Source organism: Pseudomonas typographi (assembly GCF_014694385.1).
In the GTDB taxonomy this organism is placed as follows: domain Bacteria; phylum Pseudomonadota; class Gammaproteobacteria; order Pseudomonadales; family Pseudomonadaceae; genus Aquipseudomonas; species Aquipseudomonas typographi.
Genome location: NZ_JAAOCA010000004.1, coordinates 1 through 13494, shown reverse-complemented (window position 1 = coordinate 13494; position 13494 = coordinate 1). Strand labels below are relative to the sequence as shown.

General features: G+C 61.4%; 10 protein-coding genes and 1 pseudogene. 5 read left to right on the top strand and 6 right to left on the bottom strand.

Translation table 11 applies throughout. The features are described from left to right. Positions 1–106: 106 nt before the first annotated feature. Positions 107–307 carry a hypothetical protein gene (locus HAQ05_RS03690; RefSeq protein ID WP_190417517.1) on the bottom strand — a complete coding sequence of 67 codons (201 nt, stop codon included), beginning with the start codon at positions 305–307 and terminating at the stop codon, positions 107–109. A gap of 417 nt (positions 308–724) precedes the next feature. On the opposite strand from HAQ05_RS03690, the gene pcaR reads away from it, so the two are divergent. From pcaR to HAQ05_RS03670, 4 genes and pseudogenes are all read left to right on the top strand, one after another. Then, complete coding sequence (gene pcaR, locus HAQ05_RS03685; RefSeq protein ID WP_190417516.1) at positions 725–1567, top strand: pca regulon transcriptional regulator PcaR; 843 nt, start codon at positions 725–727, stop codon at positions 1565–1567. 103 nt (positions 1568–1670) lie between these two features. Next, positions 1671–1980 (top strand): annotated as a pseudogene (locus tag HAQ05_RS03680) (3-oxoadipyl-CoA thiolase); the annotation flags it as partial. Between the two features lie 114 nt (positions 1981–2094). Then, a complete protein-coding gene (locus tag HAQ05_RS03675; RefSeq protein ID WP_190417512.1) occupies positions 2095–3384 on the top strand; it encodes an MFS family transporter in 1290 nt (429 codons plus the stop codon). A gap of 178 nt (positions 3385–3562) precedes the next feature. Continuing rightward, a complete protein-coding gene (locus HAQ05_RS03670; RefSeq protein WP_190417510.1) occupies positions 3563–3949 on the top strand; it encodes an ester cyclase in 387 nt (128 codons plus the stop codon). Positions 3950–4152: 203 nt separating this feature from the next. On the opposite strand, the gene HAQ05_RS03665 is transcribed toward HAQ05_RS03670, so the two are convergent. From HAQ05_RS03665 to HAQ05_RS03655, 3 genes are read right to left on the bottom strand one after another with little or no spacing between them, the layout of a single operon-like run. Further along, positions 4153–5604 (bottom strand): AdeC/AdeK/OprM family multidrug efflux complex outer membrane factor, encoded by a 1452-nt coding sequence (locus tag HAQ05_RS03665; protein WP_190417509.1) that lies wholly within the window; start codon positions 5602–5604, stop codon positions 4153–4155. Further along, positions 5601–8762: an efflux RND transporter permease subunit gene (locus HAQ05_RS03660; protein ID WP_190417507.1), complete on the bottom strand. Its 3162-nt coding sequence runs from the start codon at positions 8760–8762 to the stop codon at positions 5601–5603. The genes HAQ05_RS03665 and HAQ05_RS03660 overlap by 4 nt, the downstream gene beginning before the upstream one ends. A gap of 3 nt (positions 8763–8765) precedes the next feature. Further along, positions 8766–9914, bottom strand: a complete 1149-nt coding sequence (locus HAQ05_RS03655) for an efflux RND transporter periplasmic adaptor subunit (protein ID WP_190417505.1) — start codon at positions 9912–9914, stop codon at positions 8766–8768. A 228-nt stretch (positions 9915–10142) separates the two neighbouring features. On the opposite strand from HAQ05_RS03655, the gene HAQ05_RS03650 reads away from it, so the two are divergent. After that, complete coding sequence (locus tag HAQ05_RS03650; RefSeq protein ID WP_190417503.1) at positions 10143–10808, top strand: TetR family transcriptional regulator; 666 nt, start codon at positions 10143–10145, stop codon at positions 10806–10808. A 44-nt stretch (positions 10809–10852) separates the two neighbouring features. Here the strand turns inward: HAQ05_RS03650 and HAQ05_RS03645 are convergent, their stop codons facing one another. Continuing rightward, on the bottom strand, positions 10853–12286 hold the full coding sequence (locus HAQ05_RS03645; protein WP_190417896.1) for an MDR family MFS transporter: 1434 nt from the start codon (positions 12284–12286) through the stop codon (positions 10853–10855). 678 nt (positions 12287–12964) lie between these two features. Continuing rightward, positions 12965–13494 (bottom strand): AraC family transcriptional regulator (locus HAQ05_RS03640; RefSeq protein ID WP_190417501.1); only part of this gene is annotated, 530 nt, incomplete at its 5' end.

Below are 13494 nucleotides of genomic sequence, written 5' to 3'. Positions count from 1 at the left end.
TCGATCGAAGTCTATGACCGCCGGGCGCTTGCGCGGCCTGGGCGGGGCCCCCAACTCTGTCCGCCCGTTCTTTGCCAGGGCCAACGGCCACGTGTTCACCGGCGGCCTACTGCTCGGCTTCGTCGAGGCCTTTTTCCAGTTTTTGCAGTTCTTCGGCGAAGGCTTTGTCTTGCACCGTCGCACGTTTTCGCCACGGCTTGCGCTCGGGCTCCGGTTGGGCGGCATAAGTAGTCACTTCCCCGCCGTAAACATCCTTGAAACGTTTTTCCTGGCGCTCGAGTTCCACGCGCAGTTCTTCTTTGGTCACAGTGTTTCCCAATGATGGTTTGAAAGTAGCTGTTCAGTTAAGTACGCGCAGTGGCACCCACAGCACCGCGGTTGCCACTGGCAGGCGGGCGGGTGCAACGGTAGCGTTGTGGTTATGACTCGTCAACGCGCCAGGAGGTTTCAGATAAGCCGTGCAAAACTTTTCCGGCAACTTCGCAGTTGCCGATAGGCAACTAAAAAGGCCTCGCGCGAATGCAAGGCCTTGCCTGGAACTTCCGTGGCGGGTACCTGACCAGTCTCTCCTTGGAAATCCCCGGCCTCTTGGAAAGAGGCCTGGCAGGCAAAAGGTATAGCGGCACGCGGCGGGGGTCAATTGCGATTATCGGCCATGAGTCCGATAATCGCCCAAATCACCCTCGGCCCGTTGAAGGGGGCGCGATGCTTGCCTGGAGTAGCCATGAACGACCAGTTGCGCAATTCATTCGCCTCCCTGGCGCCGCCGATCGTAGCGTCGCCCGCCAAGCGTATCCAGGCGTTCGCGGGCGACCCGGATTTCATGACCTCGCTCGCCCGCGGCTTGGCGGTGGTGCAGGTATTCCAAGAGCGCAAGCGACAGTTGACGATCGCGCAAATCAGCCACCGCACCGAGATTCCGCGGGCATCGGTGCGCCGCTGCCTGCACACGCTGATCAAGTTGGGCTACGCCACCACCGACGGGCGGACCTACTCGCTGCTGCCCAAGGTACTCACCCTTGGCCATGCGTACTTGTCGTCTACGCCGCTGGCAGTGTCGGCGCAACCTTACCTGGACCAGATGAGCGAGCAATTGCATGAGGCCTGCAACATGGCCACCCTCGAAGGCGAAGACATTCTCTATATCGCCCGTTCGGCGGTCACGCAGCGTGTGATTTCGGTCGACCTGAACGTGGGCGGCCGCTTGCCAGCCTATTGCACGTCGATGGGGCGTATCTTGCTGTCGGCGCTGGACGACGCCTCGCTGCGCGAGTACCTCGAGCATGCCGACCTGCAAGCGAAAACCAGCCGTACCATCACCTCACCCAGCGCATTGCTTGAGTGCCTGCAGCGGGTGCGCGAGCAAGGCTGGTGCATCGTCGACCAGGAATTGGAGCAGAGTTTGCGCTCCATTGCCGTGCCGGTTTACGACGCATCGGGGCAGGTGCTGGCTGCACTGAACATAAGCACCCACGCTGGGCGTGTGAGCCGCTCACAGCTAGAACAGCGCTTTTTGCCGATTATGCTGGCCGCTAGCCGCAATGTGAGTGCGCGTTTGTTCACTTGATGCGTTTCGCCAGCCGCACCCACCGGCTTTGCTTGTTGGGGCGGGGGCGCCACGCCTTCGCCGCCTGCCGAGACTGTTGTTCGAATATTGAACTGCTTCACGCCCGACCAGGGCGGCGCTTAAGCTCATCGGCCTGCAGGGCACCGCCCTGGTGAATTTCGACGGGGTCGAACTTAACGAAGCGTTCGCCGCACAGGGGCTTGGCGATGCGGCGGGAGCACGGCATTGCCGATGGCGCCCGTCAGGTTAACCCCCACGGCGGCGGCATTGCCCCAGGCCACTCACTCGGCAAGAGCGGGGCACGCCTGTTACCCGCGGCGGTGCACCCGCTTGCAAAAACCGGCGGCCGCTTGGGCTTGGCGACCCTGTGCGTAGGTGCGGGCCAGGGGCCGGCCCCGGCGGTGGAACGGGTGGTTGAAAAGGCCCGAGCGCCTGGGTTGTTAGGCAATATGGCATTTTGGGTGCTCGTGACCCAGGTAGAGTGTTACGTTATGTTTCCCTGTGTCACAACCTAATGAGATATAAACATGACAACGACTCATTACACGAGTGAAGAGCGGCGCAAGCGGATCTTCGCGATCGTGGGTGCCTCTTCAGGTAATTTGGTGGAGTGGTTCGACTTCTATGTCTACGCCTTCTTCGCCCTGTATTTCGCCCCGTCTTTTTTCCCCAAGGATGACCCCACCGTACAACTGGTGAACACTGCCGGTGTGTTTGCCGCAGGTTTTTTGATGCGCCCTATCGGCGGTTGGCTGTTCGGCCGTATCGCCGACCGCCTTGGCCGGCGTACTTCGATGATGATTGCCGTGCTGTTGATGTGCGCAGGCTCGCTGCTCATCGCTTGCCTGCCCACCTACGCCTCCATCGGCGCCGCGGCGCCCATTCTGTTGTTGCTGGCGCGGCTGATACAGGGCTTGTCGGTAGGCGGCGAGTATGGCACCTCCGCCACCTACATGAGCGAAGTGGCCATGCGCGGCGAGCGCGGTTTCCTGGCTTCGTTCCAATACGTGACCCTGATCGGCGGGCAACTGTTGGCGGTGTTGGTGGTGGTTATCCTGCAACAGTTCCTCGACAAGGGCGAATTGACGGCCTGGGGCTGGCGCATTCCTTTCGTGATCGGCGCGATCACCGCGTTGATTTCGCTGCTGCTGCGCCGTTCTTTGAAAGAAACCAGTACCGAGCAAACCCGCAGCGACAAGAGCGCCGGCAGCCTGGCGGCGCTGTTCAAGGACCACAGCGCCGCGTTCGTTACCGTGTTGGGCTACACCGCGGGCGGTTCGCTGATTTTCTACACCTTCACCACGTACATGCAGAAGTACTTGGTGAACACCAGCAAGATGAGCCCAGAAACCGCAAGCTTCATCATGACCGGTGCGCTGTTTGTGTACATGTGCATGCAACCGCTGTTCGGCATGCTTGCTGACCGCATCGGCCGCCGCGCGTCGATGCTGTTGTTCGCCGGGTTGGGCACCTTGTTCACGCTGCCGATCCTGCTGGCCCTCAAAAGCGTGACCAGTCCGTTCTTAGCCTTCGTGCTGATTGTGCTCGGCATGGCCATTGTCAGTTTTTACACGTCCATCAGCGGTTTGGTGAAGGCCGAGATGTTCCCGCCGCAAGTGCGGGCATTGGGTGTGGGCTTGGCCTACGCGCTGGCTAACGCAATTTTTGGTGGGTCGGCCGAATTCGTGGCCTTGAGCCTCAAATCTGCCGGCAATGAAAATGCGTTCTATTGGTACGTGACAGTGATGATGGTGATTGCCTTTCTGTTCAGCCTGCGCTTGCCGAAGAAGCCCAGTTATTTACACGACGACCTTTGACCCTCGCGGCGCGCGCGAAGCCGCGCGCCTGATCCCCCCTGGCCAATGGCGGCCTCATCCGCGAGCCAGTGCTGCCACGCACCTCGCCTAAGCCACCCTGGTCCTGCCGCCCCGGCCGCCCCGCTTGTTGTTGCGCACTGCGCTACAGTAAACGACACCTACGCCCACAGGTAGCTCTATGGTCACCCGCGAACTTGCCCACCACTACCGTGCCTACATCGCCTGCCTGAATGCACAAAACTGGCGGGCCTTGGGCCAGTTCGTCGCCGACGAGGTCGAGTACAACGATAAGCCAGTGGGCCTGGCCGGTTACCGGGCCATGCTCGAAAACGACTTCCAGGTGATCCCGGACCTTACCTTCAACATACAACTGCTGCTGGTTGACCCACCCCACGTGGCGAGCCGGTTGGCCTTTCGCTGTTCGCCCACAGGCGAGTTTCTGGGCCTGCAAACCCACGGCAAAACGCTGGCGTTCAGCGAGAACGTGTTCTACGAATACCGCGAAGGGAAAATCGCCCGGGTGTGGTCGGTGATCGACAAGGCCGCGGTTCAGGCCCAATTGTAGCGAACCCGAACCGCCGCTTTGCGATGTTGTGCCGAGGGGTTAGAACAGCGCGGGAGGGCCCCGCGCCGCCAAAGGGTTCCAACAGGCAAAGGCATTGCCAAATTGTACAGTCAAGGCTCAGGCACCACACCAGGCGGTGCATCACCCGGAAGCCTCGCATAGGCCAAGCCCGGCAACGGGCCGGGTTTGGCTTACGCGCCAGATCAGCCTTTAGAGGGCTGAGCCTGCGCCGGCTGCGCCTGGGCGGTATTCTCATACCAGCCGCCGCCGAGGGCCTTGTACAAGTTCACTTCGGCCATCAACTGTGCCAAGCGGTCGCTGATCAGCGTTTGCTGGGCGCTGAACAGCGAGCGCTGGGCGTCGAGGAAGGTCAGGTTGCTGTCTACACCGATGCGGTAACGGCGTTCGGCCAGGCGGTAGTAATCCTGGTTGGCCTTGACCAAATCACCCTGGGCTTGCAGTTGATCGGTGTAGGTCCTGCGTGCGGTCAAGCCGTCGGACACTTCTTGGAAGGCCGTCTGGATCGACTTCTCGTAGTTGGCCACGCTGATGTCTTTCTGGATTTTCGAGTAATCAAGGCTGGCCTTGAGCGAGCCTGCGTTGAAAATCGGCAAGTTGATGGTTGGGGTGAACACCCAGCTACCAGAACCCCCCTTGAACAGCCCGTCGAGGTCGGCACTGGAGGTGCCGGCAGTGGCGGTCAGACTGATGCTCGGAAAGAACGCCGCGCGGGCTGCGCCGATGTTGGCATTGGCGGCCTGCAGGGTGTGTTCGGCCTGGATGATGTCTGGGCGCCGGGTGAGCAGGTCTGACGGCAATCCGGCGGGGACTTCGGTCATAAGGTCCGAGTCCAATGGCTGCGGTTGCGGCAGGTTCGCCGGCAGGCCACTACCGAGCAGCAGTACCAGGGCGTTTTCGTCCTGGGCCACCTGGCGCTGGTAGGTGGCCAAGCTGGCGCGGGCACTTTGCACTGAAGTGCGCGCTTGGCTTAGGTCCAGCGCGGAGGACACGCCCACTTCATTACTGCGCGTGGTCAGGCGCAGGCTTTCTTCGTAGGTACCCAGGGTGTCTTGGGTGAGCTTGAGCAGTTCGCGGTCGGCCTGCCAGGTGAGGTAAGCGTTGGCGACGCTCGCCACCAGGCTGATCTGCGTCGAACGGCGCGCCTCTTCACCGGCCAGGTAGGTTTCCAGGGCTTCTTGGCTCAGGCTGCGGATACGCCCGAACAGGTCTAGCTCATAGGAGCTGATACCCAGGTTCACGTCGTACTCGCTGGAAATGCCAGCCTTGCCAGAGTAGCTAAGGTCTGCTGGGGTGCGTTGGCGGGTGCTAGTGGCATTCGCGTCCACCGCTGGAAACAGGTCTGCACGCTGGATGCGGTACTGCGCCCGGTAGGCTTCGACGTTCAATGCCGCGACTTTCAGGTCGCGGTTGTTGGTCAGTGCTGTTTGGATCAACTGGCGCAGGGCCGGGTCGCGAAAGACTTCGCGCCAGCCTTGTTCGGCGGCGGCCTGGTCGGCGGCCTGAGCCGCCGAATAGGCCGGCCCTTGCGGGTATTGCGCGGCAACTGGGGCAGCCGGCCGCGTGTAATCGGGGATCAGCGAGCAGCCGCTGAGCACGGCTGCGGCGATCGCGAGGGACATCAGGGACTTGCTCATTGGCCAGCCTCATCGCGAGAAGGGGCTTCGTCCTGCTTCATACGGTTGCCTTTGAACAGGGACGAAACGCTAACGAAGAACATCGGGACCCAGAAGATCGCCAGTATCGTGGCCGTGATCATACCGCCAATCACGCCGGTACCGATGGCGTGCTGGCTGCCGGAGCCGGCGCCGGTGGAAATGGCCAGCGGCACCACGCCCAGAACGAACGCCATCGAGGTCATCACGATTGGGCGCAGGCGCATGCGGCAGGCTTGCACCGCCGCATCGAACAGCGATTGGCCCTGCTCATGCAACTCCTTGGCGAACTCCACGATCAGGATGGCGTTCTTCGCCGCCAGCCCCACCGTGACCAACAAGCCCACCTGGAAGAACACGTCGTTGGACAAGCCGCGCAAGCTGGTAGCGATCAGGGCACCGATCACACCCAAGGGCACCACGAGGATGACCGCAATCGGGATCGACCAACTTTCGTACAGTGCTGCCAGGCAAAGGAACACCACCAGCAGCGATAGCGCATACAGCGCCGGCGCCTGGGAGCCGGAAAGGCGCTCTTCGAACGACAGCCCGGTGAACGACACGCCCACGCCTGGGGGCAGGTCCTTGGCCAGCCTTTCGACTTCGGCCATGGCCTGGCCAGAGCTGTAGCCTGGGGCCGGGGTGCCGAGGATCTCCTCTGCTGGCACGCCGTTGTAGCGCGACAACTTGGGCGAACCATAGCCCCATTCACCGCTGGCGAACGCGGAGAACGGTACCATTTTACCGTCACTGTTGCGCACGTACCATTTGCCCAGGTCTTCCGGGCGCATGCGGGCTTCGGCTTGGCCTTGCACATACACCTTCTTCACCCGGCCGCGGTCGATGAAGTCGTTGACGTAGCTACTGCCGAACGCCACCGACAGGGTGGTGTTGATGTCGGACAGCGACAGGCCCAGGGCGCGGGCCCGCTCGTCGTCGATGGTCAGGTGATACTGCGGCTCGTCCGTCAGCCCATTGGGGCGTACGCCGGCCAGCAATTTGCTTTGCGCCGCCATCCCGAGGAATTGATTACGCGCTTCCATGAGCTTTTCATGGCCGACGCCCGACTGGTCCTGCAGGTAGAAGTCGAAACCGGTGGCGTTACCCAGTTCCAATACCGACGGTGGAACCACGGCATATACCATGGCGTCGCGGTAGTCGGGGCCGAAGAAATGCTTCTGGGCACGCGCGGCTACGTTGAACACGGTATTGTCGGAGTCGCGATCTTCCCACGGTTTGAGCATCACGAACGCCAAGCCCGAACTTTGCCCGCGGCCGGCGAAGTTGAAGCCGTTCACGGTGAACACAGAGTTGACCGCTTTGCCTTCACCCTTGTCGGCGTCAAGCAAATAGACGCGCATGCGGTCAAGCACGTTCTGCGTGGTTTCGGCCGAGCTGTTGGGTGGGGTTTGCACCTGGGTGAAGATAACCCCCTGGTCTTCTTCGGGCAGGAACGAGCTCGGAATGCGCGTGAACAGCCACATCATGCCGGCGATGATGATCAGGTACACCACGAATGCGGGCACCCGGTGCCGGATGATACGGCCCACGCCGCGTTCATAAGCCCTTACGCAAGCGTCGAAGCTGCGATTGAACCAGCCGAAGAAACCGCGTTTGGGCTGGCCGTGCTTTTCTGCCTCAATGGGTTTGAGCAAGGTGGCGCACAACGCCGGCGTGAACACCAGGGCCACGAACACCGACAAGGCCATGGCCGAGACAATGGTGATGGAGAACTGGCGATAGATCACACCGGTGGAGCCGCCAAAAAATGCCATCGGCAGCAGTACCGCCGACAGCACCAGGGCAATACCCACCAGGGCGCCCTGGATCTGCCCCATTGATTTGCGCGTGGCTTCTTTGGGTGAAAGGTGTTCTTCACCCATTACCCGTTCGACGTTTTCCACCACCACGATGGCATCGTCCACGAGTAAGCCGATCGCCAGGATCATGCCGAACATAGTCAGGGTGTTGATGGTGAAACCCGCGGCCGAGAGGATACCGAAGGTACCCAGCAGCACCACCGGTACGGTCATGGTGGTGATAATGGTGGCCCGCAGGTTCTGCAGGAACAACAGCATCACCAGGAACACCAGCACGATCGCTTCAATCAGCGTGTGCACTACGCCGGAAATAGACTCGGTCACCACCGGGGTGGTGTCATACGGGTACACCGCCTCGACCCCTTCCGGGAAGAACGGCTTGAGCGACTCGACTTCGGCGCGGATCGCCTTGGCGGTGTCCAACGCGTTCGCGCCGGTGGCCAGCTTGATCGCCATGCCCGAGGCGGGCTTGCCGTTGAACTGGGCGTCGATGCTGTAGTTCTCGCCGCCCAGGCCGATGGTGGCGACGTCACGCAGGCGCACCTGCGAACCGTCGGTGTTGACCTTAAGCAGAATGTCGCCGAATTGCTCCGCAGTCTGCAGGCGGGTCTTGCCGATGATGGTGGCATTGAAGACGGTGCCCTTGACCGCCGGCAGGCCGCCGAGCGCGCCGGAGGAAATCTGCACGTTCTGGTCGGAGATCGCTGTTTTCACATCTACCGGGGTCAGTTGGTAGTTGTTCAGCTTGGCCGGGTCGAGCCAAATACGCATGGCGTACTGCGCACCGAACACCTGGAAGTCACCCACACCCGGGGTACGGGAGATCGGGTCTTGCATGTTCGATACGATGTAGTTGGCCAAGTCTTCCTTGCCGAGCTTGCCATCGGTGGACACCAGGCCAATCACCAGCAGGAAGTTCTTCACCGCTTTGGTCACGCGCAAGCCTTGCTGCTGCACTTCTTGTGGCAGCAGGGGGGTGGCGAGGTTGAGCTTGTTCTGCACCTGCACCTGGGCGATATCCGGGCTGGTGCCTTGGTTGAAGGTCACGGTGATCGTCATGCTACCGTCGGCGTTACTCTCCGACGAGATGTAGCGCAGGTTATCGATACCGTTCATTTGCTGTTCGATCACCTGCACCACGGTGTCCTGCACGGTTTGTGCGGACGCACCTGGGTAGGTGACCTGGATCGCGATCGCAGGTGGCGCGATAGCCGGATACTGGTTGATCGGCAGGTTGAGGATCGACAGCGTCCCTACCAGCATGATCACCAGGGCCAGCACCCAAGCGAAGATGGGCCTATCGATGAAAAACTTCGACATGGGTTACTCCGATTTCGCGCCGGCATTCGCCGCTGCGGGGGCATTGGTCGGGGCGCTGCTTTGGGCTTCGTGCGGGTTCACCGTGGCGCCTGGCTTGACGAACTGCAGCCCTTCGACGATGACTTTGTCACCCGCTTTGAGGCCGTCTTCGATCAGCCATTCGTTACCCACGGTGCGAGCCGTCTTGATTGGGCGCTGTTCGACCTTGTTGTCGGCGGTCACCACCATAACGGTCGGGTTGCCCTTGAGGTCGCGGGCCACGGCAACCTGGGGCGCCAGGATAGCTTGCTGGGCAATACCGGCCGGTAGCTTGGCGTGCACGAACATCCCCGGCAGCAACAGGTGGTCCGGGTTCGGGAACACCGCGCGCAGGGTCACCGAGCCGGTGGTTTCATCGACCGAAACTTCAGAGAATTCGAGCGTGCCATCGAGCGGGTATTTGCTGCCGTCTTCCAGGGTCAGGTTGATCTTGGCGGCATTCTCGCCGGCCTTCTGCAGTTGGCCGTTGTCCAGCGCGCGGCGCAGCTTGAGCATGTCGGAGTACGACTGGGTCACGTCGACATAGATTGGGTCGAGCTGCTGGATGGTCGCCAAGGCGGTGGTTTGACCGTTGGTCACCAGCGCGCCTTCGGTCACTGCCGAGCGCCCGATGCGGCCGCTGATAGGCGCCAACACCTTGGTGTAGCGCAGGTTGATCTGCGCGGTTTGCACCTGCGCCTCGGCCTGTTGCTGCTGGGCACGGGCGGTGTCGTATTCCTGCCGGCTCACAGCCTGCTCGTCGATCAGTTGGCGATAGCGGCCGGCCAATGACCGGTATTGCTCGGCGCTGGCCTGGGCATTGGCCAGGTTCGCTTCGTAGGTCGAAGGGTCGATCTGGTAAAGCTGCTGGCCGGCCTTGATGTCGGCGCCTTCCTTGAACAGGCGCTTGAGAATGATCCCATCGACCTGTGGGCGTACCTCCGCAGCCCGGAAGGCGCTGGTGCGCCCAGGTAGATCATTGGACAGGCTCACGGTCTTCGGCTGCAGGGTCACCACACCGACCTGGGGTGGAGGGGGCGCAGCGGAAGCTGCCTGCTCTTTGTTACAGCCACTGAGCAGCGTGGCCAGGGCGATGGCGGACACCAAAGCGGGAACGGCTGGCTTGAATTGCATGAAAATCCTCGGGGGCGTGGGACGCGCAAGACGCTCAAGAGTTTAGGAAAGGGCAGATAAAGGCTGTTGCTGGATTAGTAGCTTGCTATCGAATATACTTACATTCACGCCTGTTTGTAAACAGCTGCGACTTAACGCCGCAGGCCTTTCAGAACAGGCGTCGTAGGCGCTGGGCACTCCTATAACAAAGCCCCCGGCATTCCCGGTAACACCAAAGGTTGCACCGCCATGGTCCGCCGTACCAAAGAAGAAGCCCAGCAAACACGTTGTCAAATACTCGAAGCTGCCGAAAAGGCATTCTACGAGCGAGGTATTGCCCGTACCACTCTGGCCGATATCGCGGCGTTGGCTGGGGTGACCCGGGGTGCGATCTATTGGCATTACAGTAACAAGGCGGACTTGGTGCAGGCCATGCTCGACAGCCTTACCGAGCCCCTTGATGAACTGGCCCGTGCTTCTGAAAGTGAGCATGAACTTGACCCACTGGGCTGCGTAAAACAATTGCTTATCAAATTGTTTCGGCGGTTGGCGCTGGACCCTAAAACCCGACGCATCAACGAAATCCTCTTCCATAAATGTGAATTCACCGATGAGATGTGCGACCTTCGTCGCCAGCGCCAGGAGGTGAGCGCAGAGTGTAACGAACGCCTCGAGGTGTCACTGCGCAACGCTGTCAATCGTGGCCAGTTACCGGCCGATCTCGATACTCGCCATGCCGCATTGAGCATGCATGCGTTCATCGATGGGCATATTGGCCAGTGGTTGTTGCTACCTGAGAGCCAACCGCTGGAATACAACGCCGAGCGCATTGTCAACTCGCTCATCGACATGCTGCGGATGAGCCCGGCCTTGCGCCAAAGCGCAGCCTGGCCTACCGATTCTGGCACTGCTTGATTACACTATTTTTCGAGCTGTTGCATTATTAAATGCATAACTACCTAGCTGCGCCCGCGCAGCGTGTTGTTCGGCAATGCCGCTGCGGCCGCGAGGCCGAGTAGCGAAACCGCCGCGCTGGCCAGGAACAGGTGGCGGAAAATCACCTGCAATTGCTCGCGCAGGGCTTGGCGTGTATCGCCATCGGCGGCGCCCAGCGCATCCAGCAGTGGGTTACCGCCTTCGCCGAGCGCCAGCGGTTGGCTGGCGCCGAAATGCGCCAGCTGTAGCAAGCCCAACAGCAGGGCAGACATACATGCCACACCCACGGCACCCCCCAGTGAGCGAAACAGGTTGGTGGTGCTGGTAGATACGCCCATGTCGGTAGGGTGGGCTGCGTTTTGCGCGCCCACCAGCGACGTTGGAAACTGCATCCCCGCGGCCGCCCCAGTCAAGATCATGAACAGCGCGCTGAGCCAGGTGGCCTGCGGCGGGGTGGCGGCCAGGCCCGCAACGGCCAGCGGCATCAACGCCGCACCGGCCAGGATCACCGGTTTGAAGCGCCCACTTCGGGCCGTATGGCGGCCGCCAAAGAAAGCGCCCAACGGCAACCCCATCGCCAAAGGCAACATGTGTAGCGCCGCGCTGTCGGCACCGCTGCCGAGCACTGTTTGGTAGCGCAGCGGCACCATCACGGTAAGGGAGATGGCCTGGAACGCGGTAATGAACACGGTGCACCAGCACAGGACCGCCGAGCGATTGTTGAACAGGCGCAGCGGCAGCAGCGGCTCACGAAAGCGTGCCTCATGCCAGGCGAACAGCACCAGCATGGCCAGTGCCGTAGCCCAGAGCGCCAACAGTGCGATGCTGTTCCACGCTTGGCCCTGGCCGACGAGGGTGATGGCCATCAGCAGCGAGGTCAACCCGACCACCAACATGCCCACGCCCGGGTAATCCACCACGGCGCGGCGCTGTGGCGTGTGCAAGCCAGCCAGGGTGCGACGGATGTACAGCCAGCCGAGCACACCCAAGGGCAAGTTGACCCAGAACACCCAACGCCAAGATAAAAACTCGGTCATGTAGCCGCCCAGCACCGGGCCAACCACACTGGCTGCGGCGTACATACTGCTGAAGTACCCCTGGTAACGGCCGCGCTCGCGCGGCGGCACCACATCACCGATGATTGCCTGGCTGACCGACACCAGGCCGCCGGCCCCCATGCCTTGCAGTACCCGCGCCAGCACCAGTTGCTCCATGCTTTGCGCAAAACCGCAGAGCAGTGAAGCCAGGGTGAACAGGCCCATCCCGAACAGGATCATCGCCCGGCGCCCATACAAATCCCCCAGCTTGCCGTACACAGGGGTCGCCACTGTCATGGCCACCATGTAGCCGGAAATTACCCAGGCGAGCAGGGCCAAGTCCTGGAATTGCGCAGAAATCGCTGGCAGTGACACCGCGACGATGGTTTGGTCCAGCGCACCGAGAAAGATGGCCAGCATCAGGGCGGTCAGGATAGACCTGAGCGCAGGAGCAGACAGCGGTTGCGGTTGGGGCACGACGGAGACCCTGGCGTGGGAGGCTGCGCCAGTTTATCTGATAGCCCACTTATGAGACACCTGATGCGATGTCCCGGCGTTCCCACACGCTTTGGCACTCAATTTTGCTACCGCGCAACGTTCCCCTGCGGCAACATGCACCGCCGGGATTATGCAGCCAACCTCTGAGACGTGCCGCTGGCGTTCTATCCGGGCGTCATCGCAGGGCACTGAATGACGCGGATTGTGGCACGCATTGGGCATAAACACAGCTACGCCCCACATGCTGCTCACGCATCAACTCCACGCGCACCACTGCCATCGCGAAAAGCGCGGCGAGGGCGCAAAACGAACAGACCATCAGGCATTTTTTTGTTTTTATGCCCATGACGTTTACCTCCTACTACTGGAAAGCTTCGTCTTGATATTGAGCATAGTCGATATGGCGCCCTGCGCCCGGTGGGGCTGCGAGCGAATTGAACAGGCAAACGCCAGCGGGTTTTGTGCCCAATAGTTGGCTGCACGGGTTTGACGGGTCGATTCTTACACGAACTTATGATGCAGCGACCCGTGATCAACAGGTGAGGCAGGTGCCGAGGGCGGCCTGAAGCATCCCAGCGGCCCGGGCAGCAGGGCGGCAGGTCAGCGCCCGGCTCTTAACCGCGCCAAGTCCCTCGATGGCGGGGCCCCGTACAGCCGGCTGTACTCGCGGCTGAACTGGGAGGGGCTTTCGTAGCCCACGCGGTAGCTTGCCGCGGCAGCTTCCAGGCCTTCGTTGAGCATCAGCCGGCGGGCTTCCTGCAGGCGCAGTTGCTTCTGGTATTGCAGCGGGCTCATGGAGGTCACCGCCTTGAACCGGTGATGCAGGGTAGACACGCTCAAGTTGACCCGGCGGGCGAGGTCTTCGATGCGCAGCGGTTGCTGGAAATGGCTATTGAGCCAGTCGATGGCCTGGCTTACGCGGTGGGTTTGGCTGCTGCACAGGGCGATTTCGTAAAGGCGGTGGCCTTGTTGCCCACGCAACAGGCGGTAGAGGATCTCGCGGCGAATCAATGGCGCCAGCATGGGAATGTCACGTGGGGTTTCTACCAGCGCTACCAGGCGCACCAGCGCATCGAGCAAGGCACTTTCCATGCGCTCCACATACAGGCCACGCTCGGGCGGGCGGGTGG